Raw genomic sequence first — 21,653 nt, 5'->3', positions numbered from 1 at the left:
AATGGCGAAATTGCCAGACATCCGTGTCCTTACGCATATTGCGGCAGAGGACAAACTGTGGTTTGAAGATTAGTACCATTAGCATGGATTCTGCGTCTGTTATTGATCAAGATCAGACGCGTGAGGGAGAGGGTACCGTGACGAATAGGATTTACGCAGCACTGGCGGGGATGACCTGTCTGCTCACGGCTGTCGGCGCCCACGCCGATCAGCCGGTGCATTGGCAAATGGGCATGCAGGAGGCCGCCACGCCGATCATGCACGAAATACGCTGGTTTGAACAATATACACTGTGGTTCATTGTTCCGGTTACGCTTTTCGTTCTTGCGCTGCTCATTATCGTCGCCTTGAAATTCCGCGCCGCGAAAAATCCGGTGCCTTCCAAGACCAGCCACAATACGACGATCGAGGTGGTGTGGACGCTCGCGCCGGTTCTCATTCTCCTGTTCCTCGCTTTCCCGTCGTTCAATCTTCTGAACGCGCAGCTGACCCAGCCGGAAAACCCGGACCTGACGCTGAAGGCGACTGCGACGCAGTGGCTCTGGAGCTACGAATACAAGGCTGCTGAGGGCGCCGAGCCGCTCTCCTTCGACAGCTACCTGCTGAAAGAGCAGGATCGTGCGGCTGCGGGCAAGGAGGACAAGGCCCGCTATCCGCGTCTTCTTGCGGTAGACAATGAAATGGTGGTTCCGGTCGGCAAGACCGTTCGCCTTCTGGTGACGGCGGCGCCGACGGATGTCATCCACGCCTTCGCCATGCCCGCTTTCGGCGTCAAGATCGATGCCGTTCCGGGTCGTCTCAACGAAACATGGTTCAAGCCGGAGAAGGAAGGCCTTTATTACGGCCAATGTTCCGAGCTTTGCGGCAAGGACCACGCCTTCATGCCGATCGCCATTCGGGTGGTTTCCGAACAGCAGTACAACGCCTGGCACGCCGCCGCCGCTTCTGATCTGAACGGCGCGAACCGGGCACTGATGGCCTCCGTCGATGGCGCTCCGCGCACGGTCGACGTTGCCGCCAACGAAACCAACTGAGACCTGGAGTGACGACAATGGCTGGACCTTCCGCACACGACGATCATCACTCGCATGGTCAATCCGCTCACGATGGGCATGCTCATGACGATCATTCGCATGATCATTCCCATAAGCCGGGCTTTTTCGCCCGCTGGTTCCTGTCGACCAACCACAAGGACATCGGCACGCTCTATCTGATCTTCGCCATCATGGCGGGGATCATCGGCGGCGGCCTTTCGGTTGTCATGCGCATGGAGCTGCAGGAACCGGGCATCCAGATCTTCCACGGTCTGGCTTCCATGGTCTACGGCTTCGAGGGCGACGCTGCCATCGACGGCGGCAAGCACATGTTCAACGTGTTCACGACAGCGCACGCGCTCATCATGATCTTCTTCATGGTCATGCCGGCGATGATCGGCGGTTTTGCCAACTGGATGATCCCGATCATGATCGGTGCTCCGGATATGGCTTTCCCGCGCCTCAACAATATTTCCTTCTGGCTGATCGTTCCGGCCTTCATCCTGCTGCTCCTGTCGCTCTTCGTTGAAGGTCCGGCGGGCGGTTACGGCGTGGGTGGCGGTTGGACGATGTATCCGCCGCTTTCGACCAACGGCATGCCGGGACCGGCGGTGGATCTTGCGATCTTCTCGCTGCACGTCGCCGGCGCGTCCTCGATCCTTGGCGCCATTAACTTCATCACCACCATCCTGAACATGCGCGCACCGGGCATGACGCTGCACAAGATGCCGCTTTTCGCCTGGTCGGTTCTGGTTACCGCATTCCTGCTGCTGCTTTCGCTGCCGGTTCTGGCTGGTGGCATCACCATGCTTCTGACCGACCGTAACTTCGGCACGGCATTCTTCTCGCCGGAAGGCGGCGGTGATCCGATCCTCTACCAGCACCTGTTCTGGTTCTTCGGCCACCCGGAAGTGTACATCCTGATCCTGCCCGGCTTCGGCATCATCAGCCACATCGTGTCCACCTTCTCCAAGAAGCCGGTCTTCGGTTATCTCGGCATGGCCTATGCCATGGTCGCCATCGGCGCGGTCGGCTTCATCGTGTGGGCGCACCACATGTACACGGTTGGCCTCTCGCTTGAAGCGCAGCGTTACTTCGTTTTCGCAACCATGGTCATCGCGGTGCCGACGGGGATCAAGATTTTCTCGTGGATTGCGACGATGTGGGGCGGTTCGCTGACCTTCTCGACCCCGATGGTCTGGGCGATCGGCTTCATCTTCCTGTTCACGGTCGGCGGTGTTACCGGCGTCCAGCTCGCCAATGCCGGTCTCGACCGTTCGCTGCACGACACCTATTACGTGGTGGCGCACTTCCATTACGTGCTGTCGCTCGGCGCCGTCTTCGCGATCTTCGCCGGCTGGTATTACTGGTTCCCGAAGATCACCGGCTACATGTACAACGAGTTCATCGGCAAGCTGCACTTCTGGGTGATGTTCGTCGGCGTTAACCTGATCTTCTTCCCGCAGCACTTCCTCGGTCTTGCCGGCATGCCGCGTCGTTACATCGATTATCCCGATGCCTATGCCGGCTGGAACCTGGTGTCTTCCTACGGTTCCTATATCTCGGCCGTTGCCGTGTTGATCTTCCTGTTCGGCGTTTGGGAAGCCTTCGCCAAGAAGCGGATCGCTGGCAACAATCCCTGGGGTGAGGGTGCGACGACGCTCGAATGGCAGCTGTCCTCGCCGCCGCCTTACCACCAGTGGGAACAGCTTCCGCGCATTCGCTGAATGCCGGACCGGGAAGCGCGGGCGGGGCTCGCGATTTCCGGCAGCTGAAGAAAAAGGGGATGGTGCGGGCCTGCCCGCACCGTTTTTCCCAGATGGACGGCATCTGCTGCGGTATGAGGCATTTTGTCCAAGCGAAGCTTTTCGCGTGACATGATAATGGACATGATAAATGCCAAGTGCTGCCGCTATAATTAAGCGGAGGCAGCAGGATGATGGAACGGGGCATGGTATTATGCCGGGCGTATGACATCGGGTCTTATCCCCCGGAACTGATCCTGCCGGAACGTTCCGTCCAGTGAATTGCCGCCGAAAACGACATCCGGTTTAAGGACCGGTGCAAGGGATGCCGCGACAAGCGGCGTCTACAAGAAAAACAGGACAAGAAATGACCGTCATCGACAATCGCGAAATGCTTGCCGTAGAAAGCTCCGAACCTTCGGAAGCCGGCGCGCGCGATTATTTCGAATTGCTGAAACCGCGCGTCATGTCGCTCGTCGTCTTCACGGCGTTTGCGGGCCTCGTGCTGGCGCCGGGTCACATCAACCCGGTTCTCGGCGTCATCGCCATTCTCTGTATCGCCGTCGGTGCCGGCGCATCCGGCGCGCTTAACATGTGGTACGATGCCGATATCGACGCCGTGATGAGCCGCACCGCCAAGCGGCCGATCCCGTCGGGCCGCGTGGCACCCGGCGAGGCGCTGGCCTTCGGGCTGACGCTTTCGGCCTTTTCGGTTGTTATCCTCGGGCTTGCGGTCAACTGGTTCTCCGCCGGTCTGCTCGCCTTCACCATTTTCTTCTACGCCGTCGTTTATACGATGTGGCTGAAACGCTCGACGCCGCAGAACATCGTTATCGGTGGTGCTGCCGGCGCTTTCCCGCCCATGCTCGGCTGGGCCTGCGTTACCGGCGGCGTTTCGCTCGACAGCGTTATCCTGTTCCTCATCATCTTCCTGTGGACACCAGCGCATTTCTGGGCGCTGGCACTGTTCAAGATGCGTGATTACGGCGCCGTCGGCATTCCGATGATGCCAAACGTGGCGGGTGAGCGCTCCACCAAGAACCAGATGATCGTTTACGCCGTCCTGACCGCCGCTGCCGCCGTCGCCCCGTATTTCACGGGTCTGGCGAGCTTCGGTTACGGTATTTTTGCCGCCGTGCTGAGCGCGATCTTTGTGTACTGTTCGTTCGATGTCCGGCGTATGCCGGAGGGTGACGAAAAAATGCTGCCCGCCAAGAAGATGTTCGCCTATTCGGTGCTTTACCTCTTCGCCATCTTCTCCGGCCTCTTGGCCGATCATTTCGCTCCGGCCCTGAAGGCCGTGATTTCGGGAGTTTTTTGATGGAAACGGTGGAACTGAGCGCGGCGCAGAAAAAATCGAGGCGCGGGCGCAACATCGCGCTCGGTGTCCTGCTCGCCGGTCTGGTGGTGCTGTTTTACGTCATCACCATCATCAAGATCGGCTCGCATTGACGGCCTGACAGCGAGAGCATGATCGGAGGAGAGGAGGGGGACATGGCAAATTTGGGAGCAGATACGGGAAGTTCCGGCACGCAGCGGGTGAGCAATCGCTCGATCCTCGTGCTCTGTCTCGTGTTTTTCTGCGCTATGATCGGCATGGCCTATGCCGCCGTTCCGCTCTACAGCCTGTTCTGCCGCGTCACCGGCTATAACGGCACGACCCAGCGCGTCGAGCAATATTCCGACGTCATTCTCGACAAGACCATCAACGTCACCTTCGACGCCAATACGTCGAACGGCCTCAACTGGGATTTCCGCCCGGTCGACAAGCTGGTCACGCCGAAAATCGGCGAAACGGTGCAGATCAACTTCAAGGCGACGAACCGCTCGCCGGTGGCAACCACGGGCACTGCGGTCTTCAACGTCACGCCCATGGAAGCGGGCGCCTATTTCAACAAGGTGGAGTGTTTCTGCTTCACCGAAACGACGCTTCAGCCGGGCGAAACGCTCGAAATGCCGGTGGTGTTTTTCATCGATCCGGATATCGCCACGGCACGCGAAACGAAGAACATTCATACGTTGACGCTGTCCTATACGTTTTATCCGGCCAAAACCGAAAAACCGGTTGCGTCCTTGCCGGTAAAAACTGAATCTGGCGAAAGCAAATTGTGAGAGGAGATCGGGCCTTTTCAGGAAGGCCGGATCAGGGAAGAGATACCAGGGGATTGTCGCACATGGCAGATACGCATCAGAAGAACCACGATTACCACATCATAGATCCAAGCCCCTGGCCGCTTCTGGCCTCGATCGGCGCCTTCATTCTGACCTTCGGCGGCGTCTGTTACATGCGTTACCTGTCGGCCGGCTCCTTCAAGCTGTTCGGTATGGAACTGGCCAATCCCTGGCTGTTTTACATCGGTCTCGTCATCGTGCTTTACACCATGTACGCATGGTGGGCAGACACGATCAAGGAAGCCAACGAGGGTAGCCACACCCGTGTCGTCTCGCTTCACCTGCGTTACGGCATGATCATGTTCATCGCCTCCGAAGTAATGTTCTTCGTCGCGTGGTTCTGGGCCTATTTCGATGCCAGCCTGTTTCCGCACGAGGCCATTCAGGCGTCGCGCCTCGAATATACCGGCGGGCAATGGCCGCCAAAGGGCATCGAGGTCATCGATCCCTGGCACCTGCCGCTCTACAACACCGTCATCCTGCTTTTGTCGGGCACCTGCGTCACCTGGGCGCACCATGCCCTGCTGCACAATGACCGCAAGGGCCTGATCACCGGTCTCGTGCTCACGGTTGCGCTCGGCATCCTGTTCTCGACCGTGCAGGTCTACGAATACATGCACGCCCCGTTCGACTTCAAGAATTCGATCTACGGCGCGACCTTCTTCATGGCGACCGGTTTCCACGGTTTCCACGTTTTCGTCGGCACGGTTTTCCTGCTGGTCTGCCTGTTCCGGGCCATTGCCGGCGGTTTCACGCCCAAGCAGCATTTCGGTTTCGAAGCGGCGGCCTGGTACTGGCACTTCGTTGACGTCGTCTGGCTGTTCCTGTTCTTCGCCATCTATATCTGGGGTGGCTGGGGCGCACCGGTTCACGGTTAATCGCATCGCGGAGGGGCGGCGGCTTGCCGCCCTTGGTCCAGAGCGAGCTTCCCGCACGCTCGGCGTCATCCTTGGGCTTGGGCCCAAGGGTATAAACCAGCGGCGTCGTGTATCCTCGGGGCAAGCCCGGGGGGATGACGGAGGAGGGGGAGTACCTTCGTCACGACGCCACGGGCGGCGATTGCCGCCCTTATGCTTGGGGTGCCGCTCCTGCGGAGAGCGGTTTGCCAGCGGAAGCGGGAGGCCTTCCATGTCTGAACAATCGAACGACGGTTTTGCGCCGGTGGACCCGATAAAAGTCGGGCTGAAGGGCTGCTGCCCGCGTTGCGGCAATGGCAAGCTGTTCGACGGCTTCCTGACCCCGAAACCCGCATGCAGCGCCTGCGGGCTGGATTACGGCTTTGCCGATGCGGGTGAAGGTCCGGCTGTGTTTGTCATGCTGATCGTCGGTTTTCTGGTCGTCGGGCTGGCGCTGTGGTTCGATCAGCGTTTTGCCCCGCCCGTCTGGGTGCATGTCATGCTCTGGTTGCCGTTTACGGTGATTGTCTCCCTCGTGCTGCTGCGCAAGCTGAAGGGGATCATGATTGCGCTGCAATACCGCAACAATGCAAGCGAAGGCAGGCTTGATCGTGAATGACGTTTCCCACATGAAGGCGGCGGAAAGACGCATCTGGTTCGCCGCGCCGCTCGTTCTGCTGGCACTGGCCATCCTTCTCGGGCTCGGCACATGGCAGGTGAAGCGGCTTTACTGGAAAGAGGCGCTGATTGCCGATATCGAGGAGCGGCGCAACGCAAGCCCGGCCACGCTTGCCCAGATCGAGGCGATCGCCAAAAGCGGCGGCGAAATAGAATATCGCAGGGTCAACCTGTCAGGCACTTTCGATCACGCCCGCGAGCGGCATTTTTTCGCCACCCATCAGGGCAGAACCGGTTATTACATCTATACGCCGCTGTCGCTTGCCGATGGACGTATCCTCTTCGTCAATCGCGGTTTCGTGCCTTTCGAAATGAAGGAGGCGGCCAAGCGGCCGGATGGGCAGGTGGCGGGCGAGGTTGAGATCAAGGGGCTGGCGCGTGCGCCGCTCGTTGCAAAACCGTCTTCTCTGCTGCCGGACAACGATATCGCCAAGAACATCTTCTACTGGAAGGATCTGGCGGCGATGGCCTCAAGCGCCGATGTCCCTCCCGGCCGGCTGGTCAACCTGTTCGTGGATGCCGACGATACGCCGAACCCCGGCGGCTGGCCTGAGGGCGGCGTGACGCTGATAGATTTGCCCAACAATCACCTGCAATATGCGATAACGTGGTATGGCCTGGCGGTGGCCCTTGTCATCGTCGTCGGTTTTGCCTATTTCCGGAACGGTAAGGCGCAAGGTGAATAAAGCGCGCCCTCACCGGCAAGGCAGGTTATAGGGCAAGGCCCAGGAGCAGGCCAAGGAGCACGAATGAACATCGCCGTTTCCAAACCCCCTTTGACGATAAGGCTGTGCGGACCGCGCGGCTTTTGCGCGGGCGTGGACCGGGCGATCCAGATCGTCGTGCTGGCACTCAAGGCCTATGGCGCACCGGTCTATGTTCGTCACGAAATCGTGCATAACCGCTATGTGGTCGAGGGGCTGGAAGCCAAGGGCGCAATTTTCGTCGAGGAACTGCACGAAATCCCCACCGAACATCGCGAGCAGCCGGTGGTCTTTTCCGCCCATGGCGTGCCGAAATCCGTGCCGGCCGACGCTGAAGCGCGCAACCTGTTTTATCTCGATGCCACATGCCCGCTGGTCTCCAAGGTCCACAAGCAGGCCATGCGCCATCAGCGTCTTGGCCGCCATGTCGTGCTGATCGGCCATGCCGGTCACCCTGAGGTCATCGGCACCATGGGGCAATTGCCCGAAGGCACCGTTTCGCTGGTCGAGACGGTTGAAGATGCCGGCATTTACGAACCGGTGGACCGCGAAAACCTCGGTTTCGTCACCCAAACAACACTTTCCGTTGATGATACCGCCGGCGTTATCGCCAGGCTTCAAGAACGCTTCCCCGCCATTCAGGCGCCCGCCGCCGACAGCATCTGTTACGCAACCACCAACCGTCAGGATGCGGTGAAACAGGCGGCGCCCGGCTGCGATCTGTTCATCGTCGTCGGTGCGCCCAATTCCTCCAATTCGAAGCGGCTTGTCGAAGTGGCGTTGCGCGCCGGTGCCAAACACTCCGTTCTGGTGCAGCGGGCAGCGGAAATCGACTGGGATGCTATCGGCGATATCCGCACCGTCGGTCTTTCGGCTGGCGCCTCCGCACCCGAGGTCATCGTCGACGAGATCATCGAGGCCTTCAAGGCGCGGTTCGACACGACGCTCGATCTCGCCGTCACGGTTGAGGAAACGGAACATTTCCTCGTCAACCGCGAGCTGCGCAGCATCGAGCTGACAACGGACGACATGGCGTTCGTCAACGGCAATGCCAGCAATGCCTTGCCACCGAAAACCGCCACTGGCGCCTAAGTAAGATGGCGAAACATGTGAGGGGTTTTCCCTCACATCCGCTATCCTCGCTCAAGATTTCCATTCCATCCTTCATCAAGAGATTTGAAATTGGCAGTTTATACGGACATCACCGAAGATGATCTGAGGAATTTCCTCATACAATACGACGTTGGCACGCTCACATCCTACAAGGGCATCGCCGAAGGTGTCGAAAACACCAATTTCCTGCTGCACACCACCAAGGACCCGCTGATCCTGACGCTTTACGAAAAGCGCGTGGAAAAATCCGATCTGCCGTTCTTCCTTGGCCTCATGCAGCATCTGGCCGCCAAGGGCCTGTCCTGCCCCTTGCCGCTGCCGCGCAAGGATGGCGAATTGCTGGGCGAATTGTCGGGCCGCCCGGCGGCGCTTATCTCCTTCCTTGAAGGCATGTGGCTGAGAAAACCGGAAGCGAAACATTGCCGGGAAGTCGGCAAGGCGCTGGCCGCCATGCATCTGGCTGGTGAGGGCTTCGAGATCAAGCGCCCGAATGCGCTCTCCGTCGAAGGCTGGAAGGTGCTTTGGGACAAGTCCGAAGCCCGCGCCGACGAGGTGGAGAAGGGCCTGAAAGATGAGATCCGCTCGGAAATCGATTATCTCGCCGCCCATTGGCCGAAGGATTTGCCCGCCGGCGTCATTCATGCGGACCTGTTTCAGGACAACGTGTTCTTCCTCGGCGACGAGCTGTCCGGCCTGATCGATTTTTACTTCGCCTGCAACGACCTGCTCGCTTATGACGTGTCGATCTGCCTCAATGCGTGGTGCTTCGAGAAGGATGGCGCTTACAACGTCACCAAGGGCAAGGCGCTGCTGGAAGGTTACCAGTCGGTACGTCCGCTGAGTGCGGCGGAGCTGGATGCGCTGCCGCTTCTGGCGCGCGGTTCGGCGCTGCGGTTTTTCCTGACAAGGCTTTATGACTGGCTGACGACGCCGGAAGGCGCGCTGGTGGTGAAGAAAGACCCGCTGGAATATCTGCGCAAGCTGCGGTTCCACCGCTCCATCGGCCATGTTGCCGAATATGGGCTGGTTGGCGAATGAAACACGTTGATATCTTTACCGATGGCGCCTGCTCCGGCAATCCCGGTCCGGGTGGCTGGGGCGCTGTGCTGCGTTATGGCGAGACCGAAAAGGAATTGTCCGGTGGCGAGGCCGACACCACCAACAACCGCATGGAGCTGCTGGCGGCAATCTCGGCGCTCAACGCGCTGAAAAGCCCCTGCGAGGTCGATCTTTATACCGACAGCGCCTACGTCAAGGACGGCATCACCAAGTGGATTTTCGGCTGGAAAAAGAAGGGCTGGAAAACCGCCGATAACAAGCCGGTCAAGAATGTCGAACTGTGGCAGGCGCTGGAAGCGGCGCAGGAGCGCCACAAGGTCACCCTGCACTGGGTCAAGGGCCATGCCGGCCATCCGGAAAACGAGCGCGCCGACGAATTGGCGCGCAAGGGCATGGAGCCTTTCAAACGCCGGTAACGGAAGCCTGATTTATTATAGGCGGTTTTAAGCCGGACCAATCCTGATCCGGGGTTGTGAAAACTCAAACCCGATCTATCTTGTCGTCAAACAGCTGGACGATGTTCCAGCGGAGGAGAGACATTCGGATGATCCAGCATTGTGTATTTCTACGGTTCAAGGCCGCAACGGCAACCTCTGAAAAACATGCGGTGTTTGAGGCGATTGCGGCCCTGAAGGACGTGATACCCGGCATAATCGATGTGAAATACGGCCAGAACGTTTCACCGGAAGGCCTGAACGGCGGTTTCGTGGATGGCTTCATCGTGACGCTGGAAAGCCCGGAAGCCCGCGACGAATATCTGGCGCACCCGCAACACATGGAAGTCGGTCAACGTCTGGTCTCGCTGACCGATGGCGGTCTGGCCGGGCTTCTGGTGTTTGACATGAACGTATGAAAAAGGGCGGTTTTACCGCCCTTAGACTGCTGACAAAGTCCTGAAATCTTTCCTTCGTCATGCTCGGGCTTGTCCCGAGCATCTGCAACGTCTTGATTTTATGCGACGTGATTAGATCCTTGGGACAAGCCCAAGGATGACGCCACGGGTTTGGGGTGTGTCTACCTCTCGGGTCAACAGGCCACCCCTTTCCGCGTAACCTTACAGTTGCTCGATCATCGCCGCGGCGGCCGAGACGGTCGCCTGACCGGGGTTTTCTTCCACGTTGAGCGACGTTACCACGCCGTCTTTCACCAGCATCGAATAGCGCTTGGAGCGCACGCCGAGGCCGCCGCCGGAGAGGTCGGCATCAAGGCCGAGCGCCTTGGTGAAGCCGGCATCCCAGTCGGCGAGGAAGTGGATTTTGCCCTGACCGCCGGAAGATTGCGCCCATGCGCCCATGACGTGCCAGTCGTTGACGGAGACGACGGCGATGTCATCCACGCCCTTGGCGAGAATGGCGTCACGGTTTTCGAGGTAGCCCGGCAGATGGTTCAGCGAGCAGGTGGGGGTGAAAGCGCCGGGCACGGCGAAAAGAACCACCGTCTTGCCGCCGAAAAGCGCATCGGTGGTGGTTTCCACCGGGCCATCGGCCGTCTTTTCCTTGAAGGTTGCGGAAGGCAGTTTTTCGCCGATCTTGATGGTCATGTCCATGCTCCTGTGGCCGTTCGGTTCGCGCGACTATAGAGCACGGAAATGAAATCTGTCATGCGGTTTTCGCGGTAAATTCCATGGCCGGGACGGTCGCTCAGGCCTGCTCGCCGGTGTGCCTACGGCTTTGGAAAATTGAGCACCGTTTCCATCGACCGGTCGCCGGATTTGACCAGAATGGGCCAGCTGTTGCCCTGCACCTGATAGGTTTTCGGCAAGCCCTTGATGTTCATGTAGAAGGATAGCTTACGCTTGTCGCTCACCATGTTCTGCGGCTCGTAATAGGCAAAACCCGAGGGGCCGGCGATGAATATCTCGGTTTCCTTCGGTGCGTTTTCCGGCAGTTGCAGCTGCACGCCGAGCATGGTCTTGTCAGGCGTGATGTGGAAATCCGTGACTTTGAAATCGTCGGATGCCGCTTCGGGCAGCGTCTCGCGCGCCTCTTCCAGCAATCGCCGTTCCTCGTGATCGTCATCGCCCGCATTGCCGCGGCTGATCGAAAACGTCGCCTCGAACGGAATGCAGATATTCTGGCAGACGCCGATGAAGGCGGTGAGGTCGATGTTGCCGCCCGCTTGGGCGTCCACGGCTCTCAGCTGAAAGGGAATGCTGACGGCGTGATCGTAGCCGATATCGGTGATGTCGCCGTTCTCGATGAGTTTGGGAACAGGATAGGCCATCGAGGTCAGGTTCACGCCGCTTGCCGGATCAAGCGTGATCTTGGGCGGTATTCCGGCTTCACCCGGCTCGCGCCAATAGGTTATCCAGCCGTCTTTCGGCTCGATCTGCAATACGCCGCGCACCACGCCGTCGCCGTCCATGGCAAGGCTTGCCACGCGCATCTGGCCGCCTTCGCTTCTGGCCCAGTCGGTAATTTCGGCCTGCGCGGCCTGCCCGCCACCGAGAAGGGCGGCGAATGCGACGGCAAGGCGAAGATGTGAAAATCGAAAGAATGTCCTGACGCTCATTCTTTCCGTCTAACCCAACATCGTCTGGTCGGCCAGTTACGAATTCGTGCGGTTCATCATTTTCGGTTGATTGATTGGGCGCTATGCCGCATCCTGTATCCTGTCGAGGTGCGAACGCCGTTTTCCGTTTGGTGATGGAACTCGGCCTGCTGGAGGCGCCGGTGAGCTTTTCAACCCTGATGGACAAACGCGAACGTGGTTTTTTCGACAGCCAGTTCCTCATCGCGATGCCGGGGCTGGACGACGGCAATTTTGCCCGTTCGGTAATTTATATCTGTGCCCATTCGGATGCCGGCGCCATGGGCTTCATCATCAACCGGCCGCAGCAGATCACCTTCACGGACATTCTGCTGCATCTGAAACTGGTGGACAGCAACGACGCCATCATGCTGCCCAACCGCACCCGCGAATTTCCGATCCAGTGCGGCGGCCCGGTCGAATCCGGCCGGGGTTTCGTGCTGCATTCGGATGATTACGTCAGCGAATCCAGCATTCCGGTCAGCGACGACATTTCGCTGACGGCGACGCTGGATATCGTGCGCGCCATTTCCAACGGCCGCGGCCCGCAAAAGGCCACCATGATGCTCGGTTATGCCGGCTGGGGTCCGGGCCAGCTGGAAAACGAGATCGCCAACAATGGCTGGCTGAGTTGCCCGGCGGCGGAAGAACTGATTTTCGACCGTGGGCTGGACAATAAATACGAGCGGGCGCTTGCGCTGATGGGCGTTGATGCCCGCATGCTCTCCCCCGATGCCGGGCACGCCTGAATTTACATACCTGAATTTTCCGCCGCCACCAGCCGCGTGCCGGCTGGAACCAAACCTTGCCGCTTACGTTACTCACCCGGAAGGCCAGACAGCCAGTCTGGCTCAACCAGGGAGTAGTGACATGGGTAGCACATCAGACAAGATTGCCGGTAAAGCCAACGAAGTTGCAGGCAAGGTGAAGAAAAGCGTCGGTGAAGCGACCGGCAATGACGAGTTGCGCGCCAAGGGTGCGGTCCAGGAAGCCAAGGGCAAGGTCCAGAGCACCGTCGGCAAGGCCAAAGATGCCGTCAAGGGCGCCGTCGACCGTATGTGATATCGCCTGACGAGATTGCGCCTCTCTGATGAGGCGGCGCTATGGAGCGCATGTGTTTTCGCACATGCGCTCCTGTCGTCTGGGATGCCGGAATGGCGAGCTTGTTACGCCGTTCACGTTGGCATCATAGGTTTACCTCTGCCCAACTCATCCATCGCAAGGGTTTCATGAATGAAGCTTTTCTCCTGCGCTTCCTGTGGTCAGCCGGTCCACTTCGACAATCGTTTCTGCGTCTCCTGCGGCCATCGTCTGGCCTTCGTGCCGGAGCGCCTTTCCATGGAAGCTCTGGCGCCTGCGGGCGAGCCGAACTGGCAACTTGTCGCTCAGCCGGAAAGACAGGTGCGGTTTTGCGCTAACGAGGCGAACGATATCTGCAACTGGTCGGTGCCGGCGGAAAGCCAGAACGCCTTTTGCCCGGCCTGCAGCCACAACCGTCTGGTGCCGGATATCGCGACGGAGCAGGGCATCGAACAATGGCGGGGTATCAGCCAGGCGCAGCGGCATCTGTTTTATTCAATCTTGCGGCTCGGCCTGCCGCATCCGAACCGGGATGCCGATCCGGCTGGCGGGCTTGTCTTCGACTTTCTGGTCGATGAGGTCGCGCCCGACGGTTCGGTTATTCCCGCCATGACCGGCCACGACGAGGGCCTGATTGCCATTCGCGCGGCGGAGGTGGACGATGCGACGCGCGAGCAGGTGCGCGCCAACATGAACGAGCCCTATCGCACCATGCTTGGCCATTTCCGCCATGAGGTCGGGCATTTCATCTGGAACAAGCTGGTGCGCGACGAGAACCGTCTCGAGGCCTGCCGCGCGGTATTCGGTGATGAGCGCGAGGATTATGCAGCAGCCCTGCAACGCAATTACGGGCAGGGACCGCGCCCCGGATGGCAGGAAACCTTCATAAGCGCCTATGCCTCCGTCCATCCCTGGGAGGATTTCGCCGAATGTTTCGCGCATTATCTGCACATCGTCGACACGCTGGAAACCGCGCGTGCCTTCGGCGTGGCGATAGACCCTGATGGACATGAGGAAATGGCGGCGGAGGTTACTTTCGATCCCTACAATGCCCGCAGCGCCGCGCAACTGGTCAGGGCGTGGGTCCCGCTCAGCGTCGCCATCAACTCGATCCAGCGCAGCATGGGGGAGGCGGACCTTTATCCCTTCGTGCTGGCGCCTCCGGTGGTGACCAAGATGGAATTCATTCACGAGCTGCTGCGCGGCAGGGTGGCTGCGATGCCTCAACAGCAGATGCAGCAGTTTGCGATAGTGCAGTGAATACGGCCCGCCACTATTTTGGCACGCCATCGAAAAAATCCGAGGCGTAGAAGAGGACTACCACCTCTCCTCCGTCATCCTCGGGACAGGCCCGAGGATGACGTGGCGCGTGAGGCATGGCGTCGCGCACTGGGAGAAGAGGCGCATCTTAGCCCCATCTCACTTACGAAGCCCGCTTCGTCGGCTGGAACCGCTCCCGCAGAAGCTTCAGCGCGGCATCGCCGGAAACCGGGGTGCCGAACAGGAAGCTCTGGCCGAAATGGCAGTTCATGCGTGAAAGTTCAGCCGCATCCTCTGGCGTTTCGATGCCTTCGGCCACCACCTGCATGTCGAGCGCGCGCGCCATGGCGATGACGGAACGCAACAGCACGTTGCGCTTGTCGCTGGTATTGGCCACCAGCGCCTTGTCGAGCTTGATCGTATCGAAGGGGAAGCGGGTGAGATAGGCAAGTGACGAATAGCCCGTGCCGAAATCGTCCATGGCGAGGCTGAGGCCCGTTTCCTTCAGCTTGGAAAGTACCAGCCGCGCCTGTTCCGGGTTCTCCATGACAACGGATTCCGTCAGTTCCAGCTTCAGCTGCTGCGGATTGCAGCGCGTGCGCGTCAGCATGCCGCGCACATCGTTGTACAATTCGTTGTTCAGCAATTGCGCGCTGGAAATATTGACGGAAATGAAGATCGGCATCTTCTCGATGGCGTGCTGCCAGTCCATCAGATCGGTTGCTGCCCGTTCCAGCGCGAACATGCCGAGCGGTTCGATCAGGCCGGAGGCTTCCGCGATGGGAATGAATTCGCTCGGCGGAATATTGCCACGCTTGGGGTGCTCCCACCGCATCAGCGCCTCGAAACCGGCCAGCGCACCATCGTCCAGCTTGACGATCGGCTGATAGGCGAGCGACAGCTCCTTGCGCTCGATGGCGCGGCGAAGGTCGCTTTCCATTTGCAGGCGGTCGGTGCCTGACGTGCGGAAGGCCGGGCGGAACGGCTCGACGCGGTTTCCGCCAGCCCGCTTGGCGCGGTACATGGCGAGTTCCGCGTCGCTCAAGAGACCGGCGGCACTTTCCTGCTGGTCGATCCATGAGACGAGGCCGATGGAGGCGGTGAGGATGATTTCGCGGTTGGCGAAATTGATCGGTACCATGATCGCCTTGTTCACCGCATCGGCGAAGTCGGCCACACGCTGCGGATCACGTTCCGAGGTCAGGATCAGGCCGAATTCATCGCCGCCGAGACGCGCCAGCGTATCTTGCGGTTTCAACAGACGGCGCAGACGCCGTGTCAGCGCGATGAGGATATTGTCGCCCGCAGCAATGCCGAGCGTATCGTTGACCAGCTTGTAACGGTCGATATCGATCGCCATCACGGTCGGGCGCACGCCGTCGCTTTCGGGGGAGAGATTGAGGATCGATTGCAGGCGGTCGAGAAATACCTGCCGGTTCGGAAGCCCGGTCAGATTGTCGTTCATCGCGTCCTGCAGCAACCGTTCCACCGAATTCTTCTGCTCGGTGATATCGGTAATGGTGCCGACGCAGCGGATGATTTCGCCGTTGGAGCCCAGAACCGGACGAGCGCGGATTTGCAGCCAATGGAAATGCCCGTCTTCGGCACGAATGCGGAATTCGTGGTTGAGGCGACCCTTGCGATGATCGAGCAGCACGTCGAGCGTCGCCTTGAACCGGTCGCGATCGTCCGGGTGCAGGCGCGGCAACCAATTGCGCGCCGCCCCATGCATGGTGCCGGGCTCCAGTCCCAGACGGTTGGAAATGTCGGGTGTGGTGACGATGCGGTCGCGCGTCACGTCCCAGTCCCACACGGTGTCGCCGCTGCCCGTCAGGGCGAGAGATTGCCGTTCGAGATCGGAGAACAGGCCCTGCTGATAGGCGCTGCCGGCAAAGGCGTGCTGGATGACGGTGAAACCGATCAGAAGCACGATCAGCACCAGCCCGCCGCCGAGTGCCGGCTGCACGATGTCGTTGTCCAATTGTCCCGTCACCGTCAGCCAGCTGCCGAACAGCCAGACGAGGATGAGCGCCCAGGAGGGAACGAGCAAAATCGCCCGATCGTAACGGTTGAAGCCGAGATAGATGATGAGCGCGATACCGGCGGTCGCTGTCAGCGCGAAGGACACGCGGGCGATGCCTGACGCGACCGAAGGATCGTAGATCGCGACGCCGAAAAGCAGCGCCAGACCCACCACCCAGGCAAAGGTCGCGTAACCCAGATGCGCATGCCAGCGGTTGAGATTGAGATAGGTGAACAGGAAGACCACGAAGCTGGAGGCGAGAGCCACTTCGGCGCCCGCCCTCCATATTCGCTGATCGCTTGAGGTGACGGTGATGAGTTTTTCAAGGAAGCCGAAATCGACGCAGATATAGGCGAGCACCGCCCAGGCGAGCGCTGCCGATGCCGGAAGAACGGAGGTTCCCTTGACCACGAATAGGATGGTCAAAAGCACGGCCAGCAGGCCGGCAATGCCGAGTACGATGCCGCGATAAAGTGTAAACGCGTTGATCGTGTCCTTGTAGGCTTCCGGTTCCCACAGATAGATTTGCGGCAGCTGCGGCGTGGAAAGCTCGGCGACGAAGGTGATGACGGAGCCGGGATTGAGCGTAATGCGGAACACGTCGGCATCCGGGCTCGGCTGCCGGTCTAGCGCAAAGCCTTCGCTCGGCGTGATCGCGATGATGCGCTGCGAACCGAGATCTGGCCAGAACAGTTTCGAGTTCACCAGACGGAAATGCGGAGCGACAATGACGCGCTCCAGCTGCTCTTCGGAGACGTTGGCGAGCGCGAAGACGGCCCAGTCGCCCTGATGGTCGGTGGAGCTGGCGCGCACCTCGATACGGCGGCGGATGCCATCAGGTCCGGGCGCGGTCGAGACCTGAAAGGCCTCGCCCTGATTGGCATAGATATCGGTGGTCGCGGTGAGGTCGAGCGCCGTGTCGTCACGGGAAATCTTCACCGGTTCGAAGGCGTAGGAATGAGAGGCAACAAGCAGGAAAAACAGGAAGAACGGTGCAGCCAGTGCAAATGCCGCCAGACGTTTCGACAGGCACGGCGCAGAGTGATTGTAAGTCATGTATCGTACTTCGTTCCACTGGAGCTTTGCTTGTCGGCAAGAAGGGAAAACATCGTATGATCCCGCCATTGGCCGTTGATTTTCAGATATTCCCGCAAGAGGCCTTCCCGCTGGAACCCGGCATTTTCGAGAAGCCGGATGCTTTTGAAGTTTTCCGGAATACAGGCTGCCTCGATACGGTGCAACTGAAGTCCGTTGAAGATATAGGGTATTACCAATTTTAATGCGGCAGACATATGGCCTTGCGCGGCGTAGCGTTCGCCCACCCAATATCCGATCATGCAGCTTTGCGCGGCACCCCGGCGGATGTAGCCGATGGTGATACCGCCGACGAGCAGGGTCTCCTTCTCGAACAGCAGAAACGACACTGCCGTGCCGGAGGAAAACTCCTGGCCGTTGCGCACCACGCGCGTGCGGAAGGAGCCTTCCGTTAATTCGTCCGGCCGCCAGGTGGGTTCCCAGGGCTGGAGAAACTGCCGGCTCTCGGAGCGCAGGACGTGCCATTGCCTGAAATCGGCATAGCGCGGCAGTCTGAGAAGATGGTTGGCGCTGCGCAATTCGGGCGTGTCGTTATGTCGGGAAAGAAAACGCAGCATTCACCATCCCTGTGCGGAAGAAACCGCCACCCTCAGCCGTTCGCCTTTATCCTTGCGGGCTGCTGCGCGGAAAGCGCGGCAGTGATGTCTGAAAGAGGCGGCAGCTGTTCGAGCGGGCCAATTGCGGACAATGTCGGAACTGTATCGAAAAACAGCCGTCCTGCAAGATCGGTCAGGCGTTGCTGTGTGATGTGCTCGAGGCGCTCCATCATCTCTTCGTTGGGGATGGGGCGGCCGTAAAGCATCATCTGCCGGGCCATCTGGCCGGCACGGGCAGCCGGGCTTTCCTGACCCATCAGCAATTGCGCGCGGATTTGCGCGCGGGCGCGGTCAATTTCTTCCTGATGGATGGTCTGCGAAGACTTGCGCAACTCTTCCAGGATGACCGGCACCAGTTCCGGCAGGTCGTTGCCGCCGGTGGCCGCATGCACGCCGAAGATGCCGGTATCGGAAAAACCCCAATGGAAGGCATAAACGGAATAACAAAGGCCGCGAGCTTCGCGCACTTCCTGGAAGAGGCGAGACGACATGCCACCGCCGAGAATATTGGCGAGAATTTGCGAACAGTAGAAATCGCGGGCGTGATAGGCCTTGCCCTCGAAGCCGAGAAGCACCTGCGCGTCCATCAGGTCGCGGGTCTCGCGGATTTCCCCGCCGGTATAGATCGCCTTTTCGAGAACCGGCGTGGTGACCGGCAGCTGCGGCAGCGAGGCGAAACGTTCTTCAACCTGCTTCACGAAACTCTGGTGATCGACAGCACCGGCCGCAACGACGAAGATTCGGTCCGTCGTGTAATTGCGGGCGAGATAATGCCGTATCTGGGCGCTGGTGAAGGATTGCACGGTGTCCGGCGTACCGAGGATCGGGCGGCCGATCGTCTGGTCGCGATAGGCGACGCCGGAAAAATTGTCGAAGATCACGTCATCAGGTGTGTCGGTCGCGGCGCCGATTTCCTGGAGGATGACGTTTTTCTCCCGCTCCAGTTCGTCTTCGTCGAAGAGCGATTCCGTCAGAATGTCGGCGAGGATATCGACGGCGAGCGGAACATGGTCTTTGAGGACGCGGGCATAATAGGAGGTTGTTTCCGTCGATGTCGCGGCGTTGACTTCGCCGCCGACATTTTCGATCTCTTCGGCGATCTGCCGGGCGGTGCGGCGCGCCGTGCCCTTGAAGGCCATATGTTCGAGAAGATGGGCGATGCCGTGCTCGGCAGTCGTCTCGTTGCGGGATCCGGATTTGATCCACACCCCAAGAGCGACGCTTTCGAGATGTGGCATTTTTTCCGTGACAACGGTCAACCCGGACGAAAGCCGGGTCACATTAACTCTCATACTCAACGTCTTTCCGCGTCTCTATTTGCCGGCGCGTGCATGGCTGCCGATGAAGGTTTCTACGGCTTTCAGCTCTGCGTCCAGAATGTCGAAACGCTCCTCCCGGTTCATAATGTCAGCTAACCATACTGGAAGCGCCGGGTCGATTGCGCAAGCGGATTTTACGGCGGCCGGGAATTTAGCCGGATGGGCGGTAGACAGGACCACCATCGGGCTGGATGCTTTTTCGTGCTTTTCCGCCACGAAAACGCCGGTGGCCGTATGCGGGTCGATCAGGTAGCCGGTCTTTTCAAGCGTATCGCGGATCGTCGCCGCCACCTGCTTTTCGGTGGCACGACCGGCACGGAAGTCCTTTTTGATGAATTTCAGCGCATGCGGCGGAATTTCAAATGCGCCGGACTGCTTCAGGCCGTCCATCGACGCCTTCACGGCGGCGGAATCGCGGCCATAGGCCTCAAACAGCAGCCGCTCGAAATTGGACGAAATCTGAATGTCCATCGAAGGCGAGGTGGTGGGCGTGACGCCGCGCATCTCGTAACGGCCGGTCTTCAGCGTGCGTGCCAGAATGTCGTTGTCATTGGTGGCGATGACAAGCTTGTCGATCGGCAGGCCCATCTTCTTGGCGACGTAACCGGCGAAGATATCGCCGAAATTGCCTGTTGGAACGGTGAAGGAAATCTTCCGGTCCGGGCCGCCGAGTGACAGGGACGCCGTGAAATAATACACGACCTGCGCCATGATGCGCGCCCAGTTGATGGAGTTCACGCCGGAAAGCTTCACGCCGTCACGGAACTTCGCATCGTTGAACATTTCTTTGACGAGGTTCTGGCAATCGTCGAAATTGCCGTTGATCGCCAGCGCATGCACGTTGGATGCTGTCGAGGTCGTCATCTGGCGCTGCTGCACCGGCGAGACCTTGCCATTGGGGAAAAGGATGAAGATATCGGTGCGCTCACGGCCAGCAAAGGCGTCGATGGCAGCACCACCTGTATCGCCGGAGGTGGCGCCGACAATGGTGGCGCGCTCGCCGCGTTCAGCCAGCGTATAATCCATCAGGCGGGCGAGAAGCTGCATTGCCACGTCCTTGAAGGCGAGCGTGGTACCGTGGAAAAGCTCCAGCACGTAGGTGTTCGGGCCGGTCTGCGTCAGCGGCGCGACGGCCGGATGGCGGAAGGTCGAATAGGCGTCGTCGATCATCGCCTTGAACTTGTCGGCTGGAATTTCACCGCCGGTGAAACGGTAGAGAACCTCAAACGCGATGTCCTGATAGGATTTGCCGCGCAGGTTGCGGATTTCCTTCTTCGACATGGAAGGCCATTCGCGCGGCACGTAAAGCCCGCCGTCACGGCCAAGACCCGCCAGAAGCGCGTCGCAGAAACCAAGCGAAGGGGCCGCACCCCTGGTCGACACATATTTCACGAGATAGTCCCCTGTCTTTTACCGATCTGTCCGTTACCGATTTACCGGCGTCTTCTTCAGCAGCGTCTCACCGAAATGAGGCGATTGGCGAGGTAATGAAGGGCTTTTTTGAAAATTCAAGCAAAACCGAACATGCCAATCGATTTTTTCCGGCGTCGCTGCTATAGACCATCGCCAACCTGCGTGAAAGGTCAATAAACAGCGTCTCCGGTTCGGTTCCGGGACAATGGAGAGGAATTAGAAGAGTGTCAGGGAATTTCTTGCGTTTGTCCGCCGCGATGTCGCTTCTGGCCGTCGTTGCAGGATGTAATTCCTCCAATCCGTCGGACTCGCTTGCCGTCAACCCTCCAACGGCGCAGGCCAATCCGGTCGGTGCAGTCGTGCAGGCAAACTGCCCGACGGTCACGGTTCTCGACGCCAACGCCGTTCACCGGGTCTATGCCGGCGGTGCCAAGGACGATCCGCAGAAACTCGCCTATCAGGTTTCGCTCTCCGATACGACGCGTTCGTGCACCGCGAACGATCCACGCTGACGGTAAACGTGCTGGCCCAGGGCCGCCTCGTTCCCGGCCCGATGTCGAAGCCGGGTCGCGTTACCGTGCCAATCCGTGTCACCGTTAAGGACGGCAACGGCGAGATTTACGGCGAAACGACCAATTTCGCCATCGACGTTGCCGCAGGTTCGGCCGGCACGCAGTTCATCTTCAACAACGATCATGTCGCCATTCCCAACGGACCGGGCGGCGCACCGAAGTCGGTCAGCGTTTATATCGGTTTTGCCGAGCAGGGCGCAAAGGCCAAGACCAAGCGCCGGTAATCCGGCCACGGAACGTTAAAAAACCGGAGGCTGCTTCTGCGGGCTCCGGCTTAGGTGGGTGACAAGCCATCCCCCACACGCGGCGTCATCCTCGGGCCTGTCCCGAGGATCCAAACACGTATCGTAAAATCAAACGGTTGC

21 protein-coding genes and 1 pseudogene are annotated in these 21,653 nt (G+C 59.5%); 16 read left to right on the top strand and 6 right to left on the bottom strand.

What is annotated here, in order from left to right; all coding sequences use genetic code 11:
- The first annotated feature begins 170 nt into the window (after positions 1–170).
- From coxB to RBH10_RS19005, 12 genes are all read left to right on the top strand, one after another.
- Positions 171–1,034: a cytochrome c oxidase subunit II gene (coxB, locus tag RBH10_RS19060; RefSeq protein WP_045018256.1), complete on the top strand. Its 864-nt coding sequence runs from the start codon at positions 171–173 to the stop codon at positions 1,032–1,034.
- A 17-nt stretch (positions 1,035–1,051) separates the two neighbouring features.
- A complete protein-coding gene (gene ctaD, locus RBH10_RS19055) occupies positions 1,052–2,761 on the top strand; it encodes a cytochrome c oxidase subunit I (protein WP_003511781.1) in 1,710 nt (569 codons plus the stop codon).
- Positions 2,762–3,146: 385 nt separating this feature from the next.
- Positions 3,147–4,100 (top strand): heme o synthase, encoded by a 954-nt coding sequence (locus RBH10_RS19050; RefSeq protein ID WP_045018255.1) that lies wholly within the window; start codon positions 3,147–3,149, stop codon positions 4,098–4,100.
- A complete protein-coding gene (locus RBH10_RS19045) occupies positions 4,100–4,231 on the top strand; it encodes a hypothetical protein (protein WP_003509137.1) in 132 nt (43 codons plus the stop codon). The genes RBH10_RS19050 and RBH10_RS19045 overlap by 1 nt, the downstream gene beginning before the upstream one ends.
- A gap of 42 nt (positions 4,232–4,273) precedes the next feature.
- Complete coding sequence (locus RBH10_RS19040) at positions 4,274–4,891, top strand: cytochrome c oxidase assembly protein (RefSeq protein WP_281036130.1); 618 nt, start codon at positions 4,274–4,276, stop codon at positions 4,889–4,891.
- A gap of 62 nt (positions 4,892–4,953) precedes the next feature.
- Positions 4,954–5,829 carry a cytochrome c oxidase subunit 3 gene (locus RBH10_RS19035; RefSeq protein WP_045018253.1) on the top strand — a complete coding sequence of 292 codons (876 nt, stop codon included), beginning with the start codon at positions 4,954–4,956 and terminating at the stop codon, positions 5,827–5,829.
- 250 nt (positions 5,830–6,079) lie between these two features.
- The gene (locus RBH10_RS19030) at positions 6,080–6,466 is read left to right on the top strand and encodes a DUF983 domain-containing protein (protein ID WP_045018251.1); all 387 of its coding nucleotides are present in this window, start codon (positions 6,080–6,082) and stop codon (positions 6,464–6,466) included.
- Between the two features lie 10 nt (positions 6,467–6,476).
- Complete coding sequence (locus RBH10_RS19025) at positions 6,477–7,211, top strand: SURF1 family protein (protein ID WP_281037349.1); 735 nt, start codon at positions 6,477–6,479, stop codon at positions 7,209–7,211.
- A gap of 63 nt (positions 7,212–7,274) precedes the next feature.
- Entirely contained in the window at positions 7,275–8,321 is a 1,047-nt protein-coding gene (gene ispH, locus RBH10_RS19020; protein ID WP_045018250.1) for a 4-hydroxy-3-methylbut-2-enyl diphosphate reductase, read from the top strand.
- A 90-nt stretch (positions 8,322–8,411) separates the two neighbouring features.
- Positions 8,412–9,380 (top strand): homoserine kinase, encoded by a 969-nt coding sequence (locus tag RBH10_RS19015; protein ID WP_281036131.1) that lies wholly within the window; start codon positions 8,412–8,414, stop codon positions 9,378–9,380.
- Complete coding sequence (rnhA, locus tag RBH10_RS19010; RefSeq protein ID WP_003511799.1) at positions 9,377–9,817, top strand: ribonuclease HI; 441 nt, start codon at positions 9,377–9,379, stop codon at positions 9,815–9,817. Before RBH10_RS19015 ends, rnhA begins: the two co-directional genes overlap by 4 nt.
- Before the next feature lie 128 nt (positions 9,818–9,945).
- On the top strand, positions 9,946–10,254 hold the full coding sequence (locus RBH10_RS19005) for a Dabb family protein (protein WP_045018247.1): 309 nt from the start codon (positions 9,946–9,948) through the stop codon (positions 10,252–10,254).
- Positions 10,255–10,455: 201 nt separating this feature from the next.
- On the opposite strand, the gene RBH10_RS19000 is transcribed toward RBH10_RS19005, so the two are convergent.
- Together RBH10_RS19000 and RBH10_RS18995 are read right to left on the bottom strand one after the other, a co-directional pair.
- On the bottom strand, positions 10,456–10,941 hold the full coding sequence (locus tag RBH10_RS19000; protein ID WP_045018246.1) for a peroxiredoxin: 486 nt from the start codon (positions 10,939–10,941) through the stop codon (positions 10,456–10,458).
- 122 nt (positions 10,942–11,063) lie between these two features.
- Positions 11,064–11,912: a protein-disulfide reductase DsbD domain-containing protein gene (locus RBH10_RS18995; protein ID WP_281036132.1), complete on the bottom strand. Its 849-nt coding sequence runs from the start codon at positions 11,910–11,912 to the stop codon at positions 11,064–11,066.
- Between the two features lie 161 nt (positions 11,913–12,073).
- Here RBH10_RS18995 and RBH10_RS18990 point away from each other — a divergent pair, with 161 nt between their 5' ends.
- From RBH10_RS18990 to RBH10_RS18980, 3 genes are all read left to right on the top strand, one after another.
- Entirely contained in the window at positions 12,074–12,679 is a 606-nt protein-coding gene (locus RBH10_RS18990) for a YqgE/AlgH family protein (RefSeq protein WP_045018411.1), read from the top strand.
- Between the two features lie 121 nt (positions 12,680–12,800).
- Positions 12,801–12,992, top strand: coding sequence for a CsbD family protein (locus RBH10_RS18985; protein WP_045018242.1), 192 nt, complete (start codon positions 12,801–12,803; stop codon positions 12,990–12,992).
- A 171-nt stretch (positions 12,993–13,163) separates the two neighbouring features.
- Complete coding sequence (locus RBH10_RS18980) at positions 13,164–14,270, top strand: putative zinc-binding metallopeptidase (RefSeq protein WP_281036133.1); 1,107 nt, start codon at positions 13,164–13,166, stop codon at positions 14,268–14,270.
- Between the two features lie 163 nt (positions 14,271–14,433).
- Here the strand turns inward: RBH10_RS18980 and RBH10_RS18975 are convergent, their stop codons facing one another.
- Genes RBH10_RS18975 through thrC form a run of 4 tightly spaced genes read right to left on the bottom strand, consistent with a single transcriptional unit; the run spans position 14,434 to position 20,695 of the window.
- Positions 14,434–17,349, bottom strand: coding sequence for an EAL domain-containing protein (locus RBH10_RS18975; RefSeq protein WP_045018238.1), 2,916 nt, complete (start codon positions 17,347–17,349; stop codon positions 14,434–14,436).
- A complete protein-coding gene (locus RBH10_RS18970; RefSeq protein ID WP_045018236.1) occupies positions 17,346–17,945 on the bottom strand; it encodes a GNAT family N-acetyltransferase in 600 nt (199 codons plus the stop codon). The genes RBH10_RS18975 and RBH10_RS18970 overlap by 4 nt, the downstream gene beginning before the upstream one ends.
- A gap of 32 nt (positions 17,946–17,977) precedes the next feature.
- A complete protein-coding gene (locus tag RBH10_RS18965) occupies positions 17,978–19,276 on the bottom strand; it encodes a pitrilysin family protein (RefSeq protein ID WP_045018234.1) in 1,299 nt (432 codons plus the stop codon).
- A 21-nt stretch (positions 19,277–19,297) separates the two neighbouring features.
- Complete coding sequence (thrC, locus tag RBH10_RS18960; RefSeq protein WP_045018232.1) at positions 19,298–20,695, bottom strand: threonine synthase; 1,398 nt, start codon at positions 20,693–20,695, stop codon at positions 19,298–19,300.
- 278 nt (positions 20,696–20,973) lie between these two features.
- Here thrC and RBH10_RS18955 point away from each other — a divergent pair.
- Positions 20,974–21,512: pseudogene (locus tag RBH10_RS18955) on the top strand (PilZ domain-containing protein).
- Positions 21,513–21,653: the final 141 nt, after the last annotated feature.

It is taken from the genome of Rhizobium sp. AN73 (assembly GCF_030757975.1).
Classification (GTDB): domain Bacteria; phylum Pseudomonadota; class Alphaproteobacteria; order Rhizobiales; family Rhizobiaceae; genus Agrobacterium; species Agrobacterium arsenijevicii.
This window is presented reverse-complemented; position numbering and strand designations above follow the sequence as displayed.

What these genes read in the sequence shown, in the direction of transcription:
- coxB (WP_045018256.1), top strand. Translation starts at nt 171, where the DNA reads ATGACCTGTCTGCTCACGGCTGTCGGCGCCCACGCCGATCAGCCGGTG.
- ctaD (WP_003511781.1), top strand. Translation starts at nt 1,052, where the DNA reads ATGGCTGGACCTTCCGCACACGACGATCATCACTCGCATGGTCAATCC.
- RBH10_RS19050 (WP_045018255.1), top strand. Translation starts at nt 3,147, where the DNA reads ATGACCGTCATCGACAATCGCGAAATGCTTGCCGTAGAAAGCTCCGAA.
- RBH10_RS19045 (WP_003509137.1), top strand. Translation starts at nt 4,100, where the DNA reads ATGGAAACGGTGGAACTGAGCGCGGCGCAGAAAAAATCGAGGCGCGGG.
- RBH10_RS19040 (WP_281036130.1), top strand. Translation starts at nt 4,274, where the DNA reads ATGGCAAATTTGGGAGCAGATACGGGAAGTTCCGGCACGCAGCGGGTG.
- RBH10_RS19035 (WP_045018253.1), top strand. Translation starts at nt 4,954, where the DNA reads ATGGCAGATACGCATCAGAAGAACCACGATTACCACATCATAGATCCA.
- RBH10_RS19030 (WP_045018251.1), top strand. Translation starts at nt 6,080, where the DNA reads ATGTCTGAACAATCGAACGACGGTTTTGCGCCGGTGGACCCGATAAAA.
- RBH10_RS19025 (WP_281037349.1), top strand. Translation starts at nt 6,477, where the DNA reads ATGAAGGCGGCGGAAAGACGCATCTGGTTCGCCGCGCCGCTCGTTCTG.
- ispH (WP_045018250.1), top strand. Translation starts at nt 7,275, where the DNA reads ATGAACATCGCCGTTTCCAAACCCCCTTTGACGATAAGGCTGTGCGGA.
- rnhA (WP_003511799.1), top strand. Translation starts at nt 9,377, where the DNA reads ATGAAACACGTTGATATCTTTACCGATGGCGCCTGCTCCGGCAATCCC.
- RBH10_RS19005 (WP_045018247.1), top strand. Translation starts at nt 9,946, where the DNA reads ATGATCCAGCATTGTGTATTTCTACGGTTCAAGGCCGCAACGGCAACC.
- RBH10_RS19000 (WP_045018246.1), bottom strand. Translation starts at nt 10,941, where the DNA reads ATGACCATCAAGATCGGCGAAAAACTGCCTTCCGCAACCTTCAAGGAA.
- RBH10_RS18995 (WP_281036132.1), bottom strand. Translation starts at nt 11,912, where the DNA reads ATGAGCGTCAGGACATTCTTTCGATTTTCACATCTTCGCCTTGCCGTC.
- RBH10_RS18985 (WP_045018242.1), top strand. Translation starts at nt 12,801, where the DNA reads ATGGGTAGCACATCAGACAAGATTGCCGGTAAAGCCAACGAAGTTGCA.
- RBH10_RS18980 (WP_281036133.1), top strand. Translation starts at nt 13,164, where the DNA reads ATGAAGCTTTTCTCCTGCGCTTCCTGTGGTCAGCCGGTCCACTTCGAC.
- RBH10_RS18975 (WP_045018238.1), bottom strand. Translation starts at nt 17,349, where the DNA reads ATGACTTACAATCACTCTGCGCCGTGCCTGTCGAAACGTCTGGCGGCA.
- RBH10_RS18970 (WP_045018236.1), bottom strand. Translation starts at nt 17,945, where the DNA reads ATGCTGCGTTTTCTTTCCCGACATAACGACACGCCCGAATTGCGCAGC.
- RBH10_RS18965 (WP_045018234.1), bottom strand. Translation starts at nt 19,276, where the DNA reads ATGAGAGTTAATGTGACCCGGCTTTCGTCCGGGTTGACCGTTGTCACG.